We start from the raw sequence: 15,995 nt of genomic DNA, 5'->3' as shown, positions 1-15,995 counted from the left end.
CAAATGATAGCTTTACTTCCCTGCGTCATAAGTCTTCTGGTAAATCTCAATCATACGGTCTACGTTCATTGCCTTCATGGTCTCGATGTACTCATCCCAGCTGCCCTCAAGGGTCATGCCGCCCTCGCCTGTCGCCACCTGGGCAACATAGGTAGTAATATAGGAATCAATGTCTGTCTTCAGCGTAGCCAGCTCCGCATTGTCAGCTTCCTCATATCTCATCATAGGAAGAGGAACTTTGCCGCCTTCCGCGATTTTTAATCTCTCGCCGTTCAGATATACTTCGTCGGGATCGATTGCCGCGGACATGTTGCTGTACCAGAAATCAGGGATGATTGAGGGATGGTTGATGGCGCCCTGCATCGTCGCGGAAGCACGTACATCTGCGATTTCACTGCCGTAGTCTCCGTCAAGAATCCACTCCCAGTCTCCCTCATCGTTAATCTGATAGGTCTTTCCTTCCACGCCCAGCCATGCCAGCATACCGCCTTCCTGGGAATACAGTCTGTCAAACCAGGCAATTACCACTTCGGGATTCTCGCACTTATCAGTGATTGCCAGTGTTCCGGGAGTGATACCGGTATTCAGGGGGTAGCTTCCTTTCTGGAACGGCGTCAATGCGATATAATCATCGTCATTGTCACGGCCTACTGTCAGGAACGCGCCTGCGTCAAAGAAAGAACCCAATACATCGCCGGTCTGGCCGATAGCGCCCTGCTGGTCATGGGCTACCGTGAAACAATCCTGGTTCAAAAGCCCGTCTGCATAGCACTTGGTCACGAACTCGATAAAGTTCTTGAATCTGTCATCCGTAGGGATGTAGGTCAGATTTCCGTCGATGACGGCACATCTCGTGCCCTGATCGTATGCGTAATCCTCATATGCTAGGATATTGAATACGGTAACGCCCGCATTTGCGAACCAGGGAATCTCATCATCGGGATCGCCGTTGCCGTTCGCATCCTGCTCTTTGAACGCTTTCAACACATCATACAGCTCATCAAAGCTGGTAGGCTCTTTCAGACCCAGATTGTCCATCCATCTCTTGTTGAGCCAGTAAGTGGTGATGGCACCTTCCTGTCTTCCGATTTCAGGCAGGGAATAGATATGTCCGTCTGCTGAAGTCATATACTGCCATGCATCTCTCTCATCCAATACAGCTGTCAGATTCGGAGCATACTGCCGAATCAGATCCTCCAAAGGAATCAGGATTCCCTGTCCGCCGTACTTTGTCAAATCGCCTATGCCAAAGCCTGCCTTAATGAACAGCTCGGGATACTCTCCGGAAGCCAGAATCAGGTTCCTCTTCTCTGTCATCTCAGAGGTAAGTACATTATCAAATGAAACATGGATATTGGCATCTTCCATCATAACCTGCATCGTCAATGTGTTCTCCAGCGCGTTCTCTCCGTTCAGACCGGAAAAGCAGGTGAACTCCATGGTCTCCGCAAGAGGGAATGTGATAGAATCTCCAGCAGCCGCGCCGCCGTTTCCTTCATTATTTTCCTCGCCCGCATCCGCCCCTTCTTTGGAAGATTCTTCCTGTCCGCCCTGGCTGTCATTACCGGAACTGGAGGGTGCCGGATCGGATCCACAGCCAGCCATAACAGACATCGTCATTACGACCGCCATCAAAAGTGTCGCTACTTTTTTAACTTTCATAATCTCTCCTTACTTTTTTTGCATAAAACTACTTATCTTTTTATTGTTCCAGATTCATCAAGAGGCGCCTCTCATGTGGAATCTTGTTTTTTATTGTAAAATTTCATGTAAAAAGAATCAAGATACACTTTTCAAAACCATTTTTGATGTATGTACGCTGCTCATTTACAGCGTTTGTCATCTTGCTTTACTTTTGCAGCGTACAATTTTCAAATACCTTTTTGTAAATATTGTCCTATAAATATTGTCCACTTGCTTGCAGAACCGACATTTTTATAGTATACTAACTTTCGGGAGGATTTGAATGAAGAAAATGCAGAAATTCAATAAGAACCATTATGCACATCATACAATGATTCGTTATTTTTTGTCCTATTTTTTACCGTTATTTTTCCTGATGGTCAGCTTCTTCTTTATCATACATGGCCAATTGTCCAAGTCATATCTCGATATGCTCAATGAACAGGCCGACAGGCAGCTGAACTACATAAAAGAAGAGTTTTCCGACGGGCTGATGGCAATCGACCGGACCAACCACTCTCTCATAAGTAATATCAACCTGATACTATCCAGGTATGACAGTAGCTCCTGGAGCCGTTATGTGGCTTTCCGCGAGGTTAATTCCTATGCCATCGCCAACGAACTGGTGGAATATATCGTGTATTATGACAGACTAAATGATGACATCTACTCATCAGGCAAATATGTAGTATATGATGAAGGCAGTTTCCATATCTATCGGGGTGCGAAATCTATCACTTTCTGTCCCGATTCCTATCAGAACTCCATCACAAATCAACTGATATACCTGAAGAACGAGGAGTCCTCCTGCCTGTTGTATTATCCATATAATGATATCGGAAACAATTATATCATTTTTTATGTAATCAATGAGGTCAGAATCCAGAACATGCTCAAAAGCATCGTTTCCGATGAGATCCTTGCCACGGCGCTGGTAGATTCTTCCGGCCAGACTGCCGTTGGCATCAATCAGGATTTGCTTACGCCCTATCTTTCTTCTGCCGAAAGCGATGACGGCATCCTTCAGCTGGATTCACAGACCACTGTACAGACCTGCACAGGCCTGTACAGTGATTTTTCCGTGACCGCCCTGATTTCCAACAGGGCATTGATGTCCCGGACGAACCAGATATTTTCCCGCACTTATATCGTCCTGTTTTTTCTAGGCATCGCTAGTATCTTCATCGTGCTGTACGCCATGGGCAGAACCTATCTGCCGCTGCGCAGGCTCACTCAGAAAATCGTGAAGAATCCCGCGCCCGACCAAAGTTACCTGGAACAGCTGGATCTGGCGTTTTCCGATGTTGCCACGGAGAACCAGAATCTGCAGAAGAAAATAGAGAAATACAGGCTTTCCATGCAAAAGTCCATTTTTGATTCCATCCTGTTTGAGAATCATACCCAGAACCTCCTTGACAACGTAGATTCTTTCTTTACGCTGGAGCCTGACGACCTGATATTCGCGCTGCGCATGAGAATTACCCCCCCCTATCAGACTTGCGGCCAATCCGGAGACACTGGTTCAGGAAACCGCGCAGTTCCTCAAAAACGCACTGCCGGAAAAAAGTTCCTGTCTGATGCTGGAATATGACGATGATAACGCCATGTTCCTGTTAAGCTATGCCGGACCGGAGCAGAACAAGGAGGAGGCGCTGCTCGCTTTACTGGAGAATTACTGCGAGGAAAAGGATTACCTGTCCGCCTTAAGCAATGGCTCCTCTTCTCCTCTGGACATTCCCTCCCTCTATGAAAACGCACTGCTCGCCAGCAGCGCATGGGACCATGACTCTGTAGTCTCTTTCCGCGCCATGGATCCCTCTCTGCGCGGAGGGCATACTCTGGCCTATCCCTATGACCTACTTGACGGACTGGCGCAGGCCCTGAAAGAACATGATTTCCCGGACGCGGAATCCAGAATCCGGCAGCTCTTTGCCCTGATAGACAGTTCTTTTTCCATGGAAAACACCCTGCCTGACTTTTTTGTGCGCTGTGTGCTCATAGACATTCTGACCGCCATCATAAATGCCATGAACCAGATGAACGTCAAATTCAAGGATTACAGCGAGCTTTATTTTGAGGCCCTGTATTTCTGCCGCAGCTTCCCCTACCGGGAAAAAAAGGCGGAAATCCAGTCCCATATCGGACAGCTTCTGGGCCTTTTCGAGTCCGAAGCCAAAAATCAGATCATCAATGCCGCGCAGATTGGCCAGCTGGTGGAGGAGAATTTCACCTCCGCGGATTTTTCCATTTCCTATCTGGCGGATATCTTCCATGTGAGCATCGCATACATGAGCTATCTGTTCAAAAAAGAGATGGGGGAGAATTTTTCCGACTATGTGTGGGCGTTGCGCCTGAAAAAAGCGAAAGAACTGCTGCTTACCACGGATATGCCCATTGACGATGTCAGCCTAGCTGTGGGCTATGTCAATACCTCCAGCTTCCGCCGGAAGTTCAAGCAGGCTATGGGAATGACGCCGTCGCAGCTGCGCTGCTGAAGCCGATTCCTTACGCTTTCCCCCCAATAGAAAGCAGACTTCTGAATTCATAATTCTTTGATTCAGAAGTCTGCAGTTCCATCCACATAACCATCTTCTGTCCGATTCCGAAATGGAATCCTTTACTTGCAACATAACTAAACTGTAGGCACAATAATTTCCATTCTATCTCTTTCCTTCCTGCACAATCCATCAAATGCCAGCTTTCATATACCACTGCGCCTGTGCAGACCACAGCTGCCCATAAATCCCTTTCGCTGCCACAAGCTGTTCATGGGTTCCGCACTCGGCCAGGTGCCCATGGTCTACCACGAATATTTTATCGGAATTCCGGCAGCTCGCCATACGGTGGGAGATATAGATCACTGTCTTGCTGCGCGTGTATTCGTCAAAGCAGTCCACAATCTCTTTCTCTGCCAATGGATCCAGCGCCGCCGTCGGCTCATCGAACACATAGATGGGAGCATCCTTGTAAAAGGCCCTAGCTATGGCGAGCTTCTGTGCCTCCCCGCCGGACAGGATGACGCCCTCCTCGGAAAACTCCCTTGTCAGCTCCGTGTCACGCCCCTTATGCCCGGAGAGCATTTCCGCCAGCCCTACTTTGCCCAGCGCCTGGCCAACCCTCTCTGAATCCATGTCCGCAGCCACAGCCACATTCTCTCCCGCAGAATAGGCAAAGTAATGGACATCCTGGAATACCGTGGAGAACAGTTTCCAATAAGCCTCATATGGGTAGGAGCTAATATCGGCCCCATTCAGCAGGATTCTCCCGCGCTCTGGCTGATAGAATCTGTGCAGAAGCTTAATCAAAGTGGTCTTCCCCGCTCCGTTCATTCCCACGATGCTGACTTTCTGTCCTGCTTCTATCTTTCCGGAAAAGCCCTGGATCACCCAGGCTTCGCTTCCCGGATACCGGAACCAGACATCCTCGAACTCAAGGCTCTTGAATGAAGCATCTGCGAAGTTTTCCTGCATCTGACTTTTTTCGTCCGCTCCCTCCGCGCTCTCTCCCGCATTAATGGCGCCCTCTTCCATCAGCGCCTGATAAGCATAGTGGAATCCGAAAGCATAGCGGACACTGGTGATGTCGTCCAGCATCTCGGACAGCGCCGCAATGGTATTGCGGATGACATTGGCATACATATAGAATTGGCCAAATGTAATCGCTTTTACGTATACTTTCATGGTCACCAAGATGTAGATCAGCAGTGTCTGCACCTTCAAGCAGATTTCCGCCGGAGCGGTGCGCCGTAGCGTGGCATCAGAGAGCCTGCACTCCACTTTCCTTGCCGCTTTCCGGTAGTCCTCCATATAGGCGGAAAGCAGCGGATAGAACCGGAACAGCCGGATATCCTTTGCGCACACCTGGTCCTTTCCAATCTTCTGGTAATAGGCATATGCCCGCTCCGTCGGCGCGAATTCCTCCACCATCTTCGTATACATGTTGTCCGCCTGCACCTTTAGGCGCGAGGAATAAATGCTCATGCCCGCGATGACAAGCAGCCAGATCCAGGTATTCGACACCAGGAAGTTCACCACCAACACGCCCGAGGAAATGCCGGCCCTATCCGTTACCAGGAGCCGCACCAGGAGCAGGGCATACCCCCCGAGCATCAAAAGGCAGGAGCCGATATGGAAAGCCCTCACCATGACATACGCTATCTGCGAGGAGCGGCTCTGCCCGCTTAAGTAGGTCTGGCGGAAATCCAGGAATTCCTTGTCCTCCAGCCTGGCATAGGGCACATCCGCCATCGTCACAGATACGTTCATCTCCATCTGGCGGTTCACCCTCATGCTTTCCACATTCTGCTTTTTCTGCAGCTCCTGTACCAACAGGCCCAAAATCCCCTCGCCAGCCACCACCGCAACCGTATACGCTATAACGGCAGAAAGACGCCGCCCCTGGGTCAGCTCGTCAATCAGCAGGCTGGGCAGATAGGCCAGCAGAAAAGGGCGCAGTGCCTGAATCACCATGATGGCGAAGCTGACCGGCACGAACCATCTGGAGCACCGTCTGGTCTCCTTTAGAAAAAAGGTAAATAATGCCACATTCTCCTTGCAATTCCGCGGTTTGTTCATGACGCCTCCCCTTTCTCCTCCGCGTATCTGGAGGACTGGCTCTCGTACATCCTGGCGTAAAGCCCGCCAGCCCGGAGCAGCTCCTCGTGGGTTCCCTCCTCGCGGACTGACCCACCGTCAATCACCACGATGCGGTCGCAGAACCGCGTGCTGGCCAGTCTGTGCGAAATGAACAGGACTGTCTTGCCCTGCATAATCCTGTCGAAGCGCCGGTAGAGCCTTTCCTCCGCCAGTGCGTCTAAGGCAGCGGTAGGCTCGTCCAGAACCAGAAACGGGCTGTCCTTGTAGAGCGCCCTGGCCAAGGACAGGGTCTGCGCCTGCCCTCCGGACAGCAATATCCCATCCGTGGCATAGTCCTTGCGCAGCATGGTGTCGAGCCCTTTTGGGAATTCGTCTACCAATGTACGCATTTCCGCCCCATCCAATGCATGAGACATGCACTCCCTGTCGTACTCCTGTTGGAACGATATGTTCTGGGATACCGTGAACGCATACTGGTTGATTTCCTGGAACACCACAGAGAAGCGGTCATACAGCTGCTGCCTGGGAATCAGCCTGGTATCGATGCCATCCACGAAAATCGTGCCGGAATCCGGTTCCAGCAGTCCTGTCAGCAGCTTTACGGCTGTGGTCTTTCCCGCGCCGTTGATGCCTATCAAGGCGACGCGCTGCCCTTTTTGAATCTCAAAGCTCAAATCCGTCAATACGGGAGCGTCGCTGCCCGGATAGCAGTAGCTGACCCGGTCAAAGCGAATCGAGGACGGCGCGCCGCCCCATTCCGCAGCCTCTGGCAGCTCCTCTCCGGAATGCCCTTCTTCCATGGAATGTCTTTCTTTCATGGAATGCCCTTCTTCCATGGAATGCTCCTCGAATTCCTCCGGCAGCTCCATGACCTGACGGAAATCCTCGATGCATTTGGAGTATTGGGCGATATTGGTGGCGCTGTCTATCAGCTCCTGAAAAGCAAGGCTCAGCGTGGCAGCCGCTCCCAGATACAAAAGGAAGTCATCAATGCTAATCCCCCCTGAAAGCACATCCCCTATCAGACATATGTATACAACGGCATTGGCAGCCATGCTAAGCAATGTCGCCATCTGCTTCATGCCCGTGAGAGTTTTTTGGGAATTCTTCTCATTTTGCAGCCGTATACCTAAGCATGCGGCATACTTTTTGAGCCACCAGTCCTTTAGCCTATACACCCGCACATCCTTGCCCAAATCCGGCTCTCCCATATTGCCGCTCAGATACCCTATCTCCCGATCAAAGGAGGCATTCCACTCCTGAAGCTGCACATCCTTTTTCTTGGAGGCATTGCCCAGCAGCAGATTAATCACAGCTGTCGCAATCAGCACCAAAGGAATCGCCGGATTCAGCGTGACGCAGATTGCGCTGACTCCAATCAACAAAATAAGTCCCCTCGTAAAAGTCTGGAGGTTATTGAGCGTTGCCTCTATGCCCGCGTTGGAGCTCCAGGATATGTACTTGGCCTTCTCCAGGCTGTCCGCGGTCTTTGGATTCTCCATATAGGGGTACCGCATCCTAAACCGCTTAATCGTCAGGAGATTCAGGCACAAATCTGTCCTTACAAGCCCGCATTTGCACTGATATCGGTTTTCCGTCCAGCTCCTGACAAAAGTGGTGGCCAATATCGCAAGGCTCAGCAGCCCTATCTGCACAAGCAGCCTGTCAATCGGCGTTTCCTGAATCAGGCTTCCCAACAGGATTTTGGGAACATAGATCTCTATATAGCTCAGCACCGCCCCTGCTATGGAAAATACCACAAAGAAAGCGAACAGGGACTTGTCGTACCCCCATACAAGCTTCAACAAGTACTTTAAATTGTCTTTCAGGATCCGTAAGGATTGTCGCACACAAACACCGCCTTTCTATAGATTTCAACATCCGCATCTTTACCACCATGTCATGCTTCGCAAAAATAGTCAATACATTTCTGCACCATTTCTGTAAACTGCTCTTCTTTTCGCCAAATATATATAGGAATTCCAAGTCCCTGAAATTGATTTACCGCTGCTCTTTCCTCTTCTTCAGAGACTACATTTTTCTTTTGGCTAAGCACGGACCATCTTAACGATTTTTTTAGCGGCGAAAGGGCAATGGCGATTACTTCTGATGGATAAATCGATTCCAAATATGCAATTGTACGTCTAACATATTCTACACTATCTTCACATGAAACGCATAATATATATGCATCTGCCTGACACGCTAAAATCAGCTCATTTTGGGCTACTGGATACTGTTTTAAACCACCACTATCATTTGGTATTGTTTGAGATTGCGATTCATGTAATATAATATCCGGCTGGCTTTTTTCAATGAGTCCAAGCATCTGATTAATGGTATATATACTCATTAATCCTTTCGTTTTAGCAGTTCCTTCATATCCTACTGGATAAACAGCATCCGCCCCAAACAATGGTGCCGTGGGTTCAGTTCCTAAAAAACCAACCTTGCTTCATCAAATTTTATGGGAATAATAAAGCCTCCCTCCGTCAATCGCTCTGCCCCTTTATCCAAATCCACTTGAAAACTATCCTGCATTTCTCTTTCACGAAACCAAGAAATGGCATTTCCTCTCAATTTAATACAATCTTCCGTTCGCATATTCATTGCCAGCAAATCACCCTGAGCTGTTTGCTCTGTCACAATATATTTAGATATTCTATATTTTTCTTCCTTGTCAAACGCGTAGTCCTACCTTTCTAATCCGCTCTTTCAGATTCTCATCTCGCCACGCTACTTATCGTTGCCGCCAGAACCCCCTACAGCCATGACAAGCATAGTCATCAATAGCACAAATTACTTTTTACCTTTCATAATGCCTCCTTTGCTAGTTGCAAACTTATAGATTATATTCTTGATTTACAAAAAGCTTTCTTTTGTAAACTGCTTTTATTATAAAATACACTCGTAACAAATACAACATACATTTCATACATTTGCTCTTTATATATTTTAACGAATACACCATCGCCTTCATTAAGGCAAATTAGTCTTTTCGATATTTTGCCAGCCCTGAGACACATTTTTCAAAAAGGACTTTGAAATATTGTACCCTCCTGCAACTCTCCTCGACAAGTATCTCTACTACAGCGAGCTTTATTTTGAGGCCCTGTATTTCTGCCGCAGTTTCCCCTACCGGGAAAAGAAAGAGGAAATCCAGTCCCATATCGGCCAGCTTCTGGGCCTTTTCGAGTCCGAAGCCGAAAATCAGATCATCAATGCCGCACAGATTGGCCAGCTGGTGGAGGAGAATTTCACCTCCGCGGATTTTTCCATTTCCTATCTGGCGGACATCTTCCATGTGAGCATCGCCTACATGAGCTATCTGTTCAAAAAAGAGATGGGGGAGAATTTTTCCGACTATGTGTGGGCGCTGCGCCTGAAAAAAGCGAAAGAACTGCTGCTTACCACGGATATGCCCATTGACGATGTCAGCCTGGCTGTGGGCTATGTCAACGCTTCCAGCTTCCGGAGGAAGTTCAAACAGGCTACCGGGATGACTCCGTCGCAGCTGCGCAGCTGAAGCTTTTTATCTTTTAAAGCAAAATTATTATACTGAAAATTTGTCAGAATTGACAGATTCGGTTCAGACCATATTCCATTCTCTGTCCGGCAACAGCGGGCTAAAATAGCCTTTGATACAATTAGGATTTATAATGCATAGCTGTGTATGCGTCTTTTCCATGATTCCTGAATCTTCATAAACAGGATTCCCCTCAACGAACACTCCGCGGACACTGTCATAAGGTCTTTCGCCGTTCTCCCTGTTGTACTGATGAATCCTTTCAATGACAGCACAATCCCGCTCCCGCAATAAAAGATCCTTACTTCCTGTAACGTCCCTGTTCACTGGCAAAGGCTTACCTAACAGAGACAGTTCTAATTTTAAAATTTCATATCCAGTCTTGAGAATAGAAGCACTGCCATAATCCGTCAAATCCAAACAATGTCCTAGGCTTATGACTGCCCCTATGACCGCAGGCTCTTTCGGTTTCTCACCGGAATGGTTTTTACGGTATCTGTTGCAATAAGAAACCGCCCATTCTTCAGCCCTGTCCAGACTATTCTCCCAAAAGTAGATTCCGCCTCCCAACCAATCATAGGAATTATGACTTGCCTGTAGCCTGTCGTGTTTATACAATACATTTCTGTAGGTATCTAAATCGCAACCATGGAAACCAATAATCAAATTAGGTAAATTGCTGTACATATATCACCCCCTGCGCTGTTCGTATTTCCTGGTGTTGCTGTATCTTTCTGTAAATTCGCCGTCCTCACATATGATATGGCTACTTTCCAGGCTTTTTTGGGATTTCTTTACCGCCTCATTGTTCGGCATTGATTTCAATTTCTGCAAATAATCTTCCATCCCTTTTATATAAGCTGTTCTTTCATGTTCCACTAATTCAATGGATGGCATAGCGTCTACCTCCTCTTCATCCACCGGTACGTTTTGACCAGTATTTTCATTCTTCATCCCTTCTATCGCCCTCCCTACAGACAACAGTATACACTTTTCTATAGGGAAAACATGTAGAAATAAGGTAATGATTTCTTTTATTATAAGGCAACATAATTCATTTTACAACAAAATTCTCCCCAAAACCCAAGTCCATATTATCATCCATTACCATGTCGGGTTTTGGGGAAAATCAATATCAGCGTTTCTTCTATCTCCTGACTTCCGGCTTCTCCAGCAATCCCTGAGGATAAAGCATATAGGCATCGCTCCATCCCTCGCCTACAGTCATAAAGTTCCCCGGGCCGTAGGCGGGCGCTTCCTTGGGGCACTGGTGGAGAGGACCAAACGTGTTTCTCCTGGTCAGAACCACTTCGATGCTGCGCAGATTCGTCACATCTGCCTGATAGGGCGGGAATGCAATCGTCTCATCACTTTCGCCGTGAATCTTCACAAGGGCTCCGCCGAAGCCGTGGGCTTTCACGCTTACGCGGCGGCCCTTTTGTCCCTCCGCCGACTCGTCCAGCTCATAGATTACGCTCCCCGAATAGAAAGGCAGGCCCTGATTCGTGATGTCACCAATGACGAGTTTTTCCGGAAGCTTGGCAAGGATCGGCCTGGTTCCCGCAAGGCGCTTTCCGTCTTTCGCTTCCTCTGCCTCCGCCTCAGCATTCTGCTGCGCATCCGCTGCCATCTCTACGCCGAAATCTCCCAGCAGATAAGCGGCCTCTATGCCGCAGGTGCTGTAATAATCCATGGCGACAGCAATCGTATTGCGGCCGTTTGCCAAAGAGTCCGCCGGAATCTCCAGCTCGTCGAAACAGATGTCGATCCATTTCCCTCTGCTGGTCAACGGGATTTCCCTTCCATTCACCAGAATTTGCCGTATATGCGTCAAGTCTTCTACCACCAGCCGAACATCCTCAGGAACCACTGCTATCTCAATGTCATATTCCAGCGAGACCACAGACAGCAGCTTCGTGTTCCCGCCCTTATACTTTACCTGATACCAGGGCTGCAGCATCTCTCCGCCCCGGTAAGGGATGTCCAGAATATCCCTGAGGGCGCGGTCCGCTTTGAGTACCTCCATCCGGGGAATCACATTTCCCTTGTCGTCCGTCACGGATACCATATCCAGTACACAGATATTCCTCTCCGACAAACGATAGCTGAAAGCTTCCGGCAGTTCCACAGGCTCTCTGCCTGTAAAGGCCTCCGCCGCAGGCAGTTCCCGTTCTGCGGCAAAGCGCTCTTCTTCCATGGAGCGCTCCTCTCCCATAATCAGGAAAATCCGCTCCCCGCCCTTTTCCAGATCCAGCGTAAGGAGGATTTTTCCGTCCGACACCTGATAATCAGGCCTTGACACCTTGCCGCTTCTGGCATCCCACAGCTCCAGATAAGCGCCCGGCCCCAAATCTATGGAGATATTTTCGTAACCCTTTTCACGGTTCACATTCAGCAGCATCACCATACGGCCGCCCTCTATCTGGAAAGCCTGCACGAAGAGATCCTTTTTGACCGCGCCGCTCTCCCGGTCTTCCGGATCCGCAGACACAATCCTGACTTCCAGGCCGCTTTCTGCCGCCCGGGCCACGGTTTCCTCCTCAAAAGGCACTTTTGTGCATCTGTCCGCCAGCTTTTCCACCTTGTCCGCAGGGAGTACATCCACGTAACCCGGAACCTCGCCGGCGAAGACAATCTCCCCGCCCTGCGCGGCGAACTCCTCCAGCAGCGCAAGCGTACTGGCCCGCATGGTGTCCATGCCTGCCACCAGAACCTTGCGGTAGGAACAGCTGCCCACGTACAGAACGCCGTCCTCCACTCTTCCATGGCGGGCCATGATGTCCTCCTCGCCGTAATCGAAGTCAATCTGATTGCCGGAAAGGATATGGAACAGCGCCGCGTACTGCTCCTCCAGACGGATGATTTCTTTGTCCACGCCGGAAAGTCCGTCGAAAGAACCGCTGTAGCTCCTGGCCCAGACGCTCTCGATAGGGTTGAGCACCAGCAGGCTGCAGACAGGCTTTCCGCCATGCAGCGCGGCATGGATTCTGGAGAAATAGTCCTCCACATAGTGATAATCCCGATACCAGCAGGACTGATGCAGCATGCTGGCGGGATAGTCCCTCTTGGCCTCGCCTTTCATGGTGTACCAGGACAGATGCGGACATCTTAAGTTCACGCCGAACAGCGCCTGCCAGTCACCTACATTCTTGTAGGACTCAAAATTCATCTGCCATCCCGTGCAGCCGTAAAGTTCGGACAGGACCCACTCCTTGTCCAGCTGTCTGGCCACGGAGGAAATCTGCTTTGCCACCCAGTAACATTTGTTTCCCTCGCTTAAGAGGTCGATTCCGGGATAGTCCATATATTCGTAGAAGCGCATCAGGGATCCCTGCATGATGGCCTGGCAGCAGAGGGAATCCTCGTGGAGCACATGTCCCGTGAAAATCAGCTTGTTCTCCCTGCACCAGTCCTGGATGGGAATGGCGAAGCGCTCCTGGAAAAGCTCCTGGCACAGTTCAAAATAATCCCTCGTGATTTTGGACATCTCCCCCTCCGCTGTTCTGAGGAAAAGCTCCGGCAGGTTCTCTTTCAGGCTGTAGCCAAAGCGCTTCTCGAATTCCGGGAACAAATCCGGCGTATAGGGAGCGGCATTCACCTCCCCTTCCGCGAAGTTCGTGAACACGCCGCCCCTGTGGGGCTCATCCGTGAAGATGCCCATAATCTCCCTGCCGAACTTATCTCCGCATTTTTCCCTATATTTCTCATGGGTCAGCTGGATATACTTTTCTATGGCCTCCTTGTGCATGGTGTTCACATAGCAGTAGCCGTTGTAATTGTCATTGCAGACGGAATAGCGGGTGCGGAACTCTATGGCCGTCTCTCCCTCCGCCAGGTCGTCTCCCGCCTGCAGCATTCTCTTTCCGGAAAAAATCCCATTGAGACATCCCTCTTCATCTGTCCCGATTCTGCACGCATATGCCCCAATGACATTCTCGTCGGGCCGCCATGCTTTCCAGGCATCCTCCGTCAGGTAATTCATCTCCATGAACATGGCGCGGTATTTCTCTTCTTTGGTCACCATGCCGCCCGCGCTCCCGGAGGGCCAGCGGTCCTCATCGTAAAGCCAGGACTCCAGACCCGCTTTCTGCCCGTAATCCGCGCACTTATTGGTCAGCTCGAACCACTCGTCTCCCAGGTACTCCGTCTCCAGGCCGGTGCGGGAATGCATGAAATATCCCCCGAAGCCCATCTCCTTTATGACATCTACCTGACGGTACAGCTCTTCCTCCTCCAGTTTTCCGTTCCAGGACCAGAACGGCTTTCCCCGATATTCTTTTGTCGGATTTTCAAATATTTTCTGTCTTTCTTTCAGATTCATAATCCTGTCTCCTTGCTCTGTGAATTCTATTCGCCCTGCGCTTTTCCTCTTCCGCAGGCTTACATCCATCCCGGATTTCCTGACCGCTGTCTGTTCCGTTGCGTTGACTTCAGTCCTGTATCTCAAACTGCACCTCTTCCGGCGCCGACACCGTCGTGGCCACCGTCCCGTCCGCCTGCTTCACATGGGATACCGAAATCTCGCCGTAAGGCGTGGGATAGGTTCCTTTCGCCCAATCCAGGTCTCCCAGATGAGGCTCTATCTTCACTTTCCTGCAGCCGGGCTCCAAAATCTGTATGCCCAGCACATTCTCCGACAGCCAGGGCGTGGCGCCGCTGGCCCATCCGTGGCAGAAGCTGTGGCGATAGCCCTGATAGCAGTAGCCGCCGTAGGTGCTGTGTACATCCACCTCGCCCTCTTTCGGAAGTTCATCGATTCGTCCCGCATTCTCCATCCAGTCTATATCGAAATCCTCCCAGAACGTGGTGGCGCCCAGCTTAAGCATCCCGCCCCAGTAATCCCGGATGCAGTCCAGACAGCCCTGATAGTCCCCGGCCATCCCTCTGGCTGACAGAATATAATAGCCCATGAAAGTGGACATCCCCTTTGCTCCGCCTGCCCCCAGCAGGGTCTCATTTACCTCCGCGGCATCTTTCTGGCCCATGAGCACCGAGAGAGCCGCCGCCTGCTTGGAATCCTCATAGTCTGTCACGAACCCCGTCAGACGCTCCAAATCGTTTTTGCACTGCGCAGCCTTCTCTTCCTCTCCCAGAACATCGAAAATCTTTTCCAGGCTTCTTGCAGCCCAGATATGCAGAGCCTGTACGCCTGCGTCCACTATCGCCAGCCTGCCCTCTGAGGGCCAGTCCAGGAAACGTCCCTCTTTTACCGTATCCTGTCCTTTCTCATCGATATGTTCTGAGAGCAGCTTTGCCAGTCCTGTCAGATACTCTCTCTGCTTCTCCAGGAATTCTTTCTTCCCGGTATACTGATACCAGTCCCAGGTGATGATGGAATACCACATAGAATAACTCGCCATGCCGTTCATCCAGCCGGGCAGCGGGGTCTCCTTGCGTATAAAGTCAAGGCTGTCTTCCACGGCGGAATCCTCGCCGAACACTGCTTTAATCGTGGTAATCTCCGGATGCATGTCTCCCACCCAGACCAGGCGGTCCCTCTTGATGCCGTCCCATATGTATTCCTGCATGTTCAGGTGCACCGTGTAGGCGCCCACGTCCCAGATGCGGTTCAGCAGCGGGTCGCTGCATTCAAAGCTGCCCCGGTAAGGTACATCTTTGTAGATCAGCACAGCCCAGACAGTCTTTAAGGCAATGGAGACGTCCGGCTCCTCCAGGTCGATACGCACGAAGCGGAATCCGCTCTCCCCAAGCTGATTCATGCTCATCATGCCCACCTCAACAGTCATATCTCTTCTGGCGTGGTCATTGGTGGCATTGGTCTGGCCGCCGATTTCGCTCATGGCCTCCGAGGCGGACTCTCCAAAGCGGACGCGGACCTTTGCGCCTCTGTTCGTGCTGTCCATCCAGGCCAGCAGGCGGATGCCGCCGTGAATCTCCACGCCGTAATCCAACAGGACAGACGCTTTCTCCTCACCCTCATTCTTCAGGATGCAGGGCTGATGTGCTGCCAGGGAAATCTGTATCTCCCTGTCCTCCAGAAGCGTCTGGCTGTTCTCCACATGGCCTTTCGTCCACAGAATCCGTTTCGGAAGCAGGAATCTTCTGGTCCTGATATCCTCCTTGCCCGTCTTCAGGGTATCCGCGTCCATGACGCGGAAGATGTCCTTTCTTTCCCTTTGTGTCATGCTGTTCTTCTCCTCTCTGTTCTGCCCGGCTCCTTGTCTGCTTTT

At 50.4% G+C, this 15,995-nt stretch carries 12 protein-coding genes; 3 read left to right on the top strand and 9 right to left on the bottom strand.

The genetic code is table 11. The features are described 5' to 3' along the window. Window positions 1–12 precede the first annotated feature (12 nt). Window positions 13–1,662 carry a type 2 periplasmic-binding domain-containing protein gene (locus NFS35_RS15975; RefSeq protein ID WP_251208126.1) on the bottom strand — a complete coding sequence of 550 codons (1,650 nt, stop codon included), beginning with the start codon at window positions 1,660–1,662 and terminating at the stop codon, window positions 13–15. A gap of 304 nt (window positions 1,663–1,966) precedes the next feature. On the opposite strand from NFS35_RS15975, the gene NFS35_RS15970 reads away from it, so the two are divergent. Together NFS35_RS15970 and NFS35_RS15965 are read left to right on the top strand one after the other, a co-directional pair. Beyond that, window positions 1,967–3,274, top strand: coding sequence for a hypothetical protein (locus NFS35_RS15970; RefSeq protein WP_251208125.1), 1,308 nt, complete (start codon window positions 1,967–1,969; stop codon window positions 3,272–3,274). Beyond that, window positions 3,261–4,178 carry a helix-turn-helix domain-containing protein gene (locus NFS35_RS15965; protein ID WP_251208124.1) on the top strand — a complete coding sequence of 306 codons (918 nt, stop codon included), beginning with the start codon at window positions 3,261–3,263 and terminating at the stop codon, window positions 4,176–4,178. Before NFS35_RS15970 ends, NFS35_RS15965 begins: the two co-directional genes overlap by 14 nt. A gap of 192 nt (window positions 4,179–4,370) precedes the next feature. On the opposite strand, the gene NFS35_RS15960 is transcribed toward NFS35_RS15965, so the two are convergent. The 4 genes from NFS35_RS15960 to NFS35_RS15945 are packed head-to-tail and all read right to left on the bottom strand — an operon-like array spanning window position 4,371 to window position 8,924. Next, window positions 4,371–6,257 (bottom strand): ABC transporter ATP-binding protein, encoded by a 1,887-nt coding sequence (locus tag NFS35_RS15960; RefSeq protein ID WP_251208123.1) that lies wholly within the window; start codon window positions 6,255–6,257, stop codon window positions 4,371–4,373. Further along, window positions 6,254–8,128, bottom strand: coding sequence for an ABC transporter ATP-binding protein (locus NFS35_RS15955; protein ID WP_251208122.1), 1,875 nt, complete (start codon window positions 8,126–8,128; stop codon window positions 6,254–6,256). The genes NFS35_RS15960 and NFS35_RS15955 overlap by 4 nt, the downstream gene beginning before the upstream one ends. A 50-nt stretch (window positions 8,129–8,178) precedes the next feature. Further along, window positions 8,179–8,694, bottom strand: coding sequence for a hypothetical protein (locus NFS35_RS15950; protein WP_251208121.1), 516 nt, complete (start codon window positions 8,692–8,694; stop codon window positions 8,179–8,181). Between the two features lie 20 nt (window positions 8,695–8,714). Beyond that, on the bottom strand, window positions 8,715–8,924 hold the full coding sequence (locus NFS35_RS15945) for a hypothetical protein (protein ID WP_251208120.1): 210 nt from the start codon (window positions 8,922–8,924) through the stop codon (window positions 8,715–8,717). 403 nt (window positions 8,925–9,327) lie between these two features. Between NFS35_RS15945 and NFS35_RS15940 the strand changes: the two genes are divergently transcribed. Beyond that, entirely contained in the window at window positions 9,328–9,804 is a 477-nt protein-coding gene (locus NFS35_RS15940; protein ID WP_251208119.1) for a helix-turn-helix domain-containing protein, read from the top strand. Window positions 9,805–9,867: 63 nt separating this feature from the next. On the opposite strand, the gene NFS35_RS15935 is transcribed toward NFS35_RS15940, so the two are convergent. The 4 genes from NFS35_RS15935 to NFS35_RS15920 form a co-directional block, all read right to left on the bottom strand. Then, window positions 9,868–10,491, bottom strand: coding sequence for a hypothetical protein (locus NFS35_RS15935; RefSeq protein ID WP_251208118.1), 624 nt, complete (start codon window positions 10,489–10,491; stop codon window positions 9,868–9,870). Between the two features lie 3 nt (window positions 10,492–10,494). Next, complete coding sequence (locus NFS35_RS15930; protein ID WP_251208117.1) at window positions 10,495–10,758, bottom strand: hypothetical protein; 264 nt, start codon at window positions 10,756–10,758, stop codon at window positions 10,495–10,497. A 193-nt stretch (window positions 10,759–10,951) separates the two neighbouring features. Next, window positions 10,952–14,251 (bottom strand): hypothetical protein, encoded by a 3,300-nt coding sequence (locus NFS35_RS15925; RefSeq protein WP_251208116.1) that lies wholly within the window; start codon window positions 14,249–14,251, stop codon window positions 10,952–10,954. Continuing rightward, window positions 14,235–15,950, bottom strand: a complete 1,716-nt coding sequence (locus tag NFS35_RS15920; protein ID WP_251208115.1) for an alpha-L-rhamnosidase-related protein — start codon at window positions 15,948–15,950, stop codon at window positions 14,235–14,237. The genes NFS35_RS15925 and NFS35_RS15920 overlap by 17 nt, the downstream gene beginning before the upstream one ends. Between the last annotated feature and the right edge of the window lie 45 nt (window positions 15,951–15,995).

Source organism: Acetatifactor aquisgranensis, from assembly GCF_943193215.1.
Classification (GTDB): domain Bacteria; phylum Bacillota; class Clostridia; order Lachnospirales; family Lachnospiraceae; genus Acetatifactor; species Acetatifactor aquisgranensis.
Note: the sequence above shows the minus strand (reverse complement) of the source record. Positions and strands in the feature narration are given on the sequence as shown.

What these genes read in the sequence shown, in the direction of transcription:
- NFS35_RS15975 (WP_251208126.1), bottom strand. Translation starts at nt 1,662, where the DNA reads ATGAAAGTTAAAAAAGTAGCGACACTTTTGATGGCGGTCGTAATGACG.
- NFS35_RS15970 (WP_251208125.1), top strand. Translation starts at nt 1,967, where the DNA reads ATGAAGAAAATGCAGAAATTCAATAAGAACCATTATGCACATCATACA.
- NFS35_RS15965 (WP_251208124.1), top strand. Translation starts at nt 3,261, where the DNA reads ATGCTGGAATATGACGATGATAACGCCATGTTCCTGTTAAGCTATGCC.
- NFS35_RS15960 (WP_251208123.1), bottom strand. Translation starts at nt 6,257, where the DNA reads ATGAACAAACCGCGGAATTGCAAGGAGAATGTGGCATTATTTACCTTT.
- NFS35_RS15935 (WP_251208118.1), bottom strand. Translation starts at nt 10,491, where the DNA reads ATGTACAGCAATTTACCTAATTTGATTATTGGTTTCCATGGTTGCGAT.
- NFS35_RS15930 (WP_251208117.1), bottom strand. Translation starts at nt 10,758, where the DNA reads ATGAAGAATGAAAATACTGGTCAAAACGTACCGGTGGATGAAGAGGAG.
- NFS35_RS15920 (WP_251208115.1), bottom strand. Translation starts at nt 15,950, where the DNA reads ATGACACAAAGGGAAAGAAAGGACATCTTCCGCGTCATGGACGCGGAT.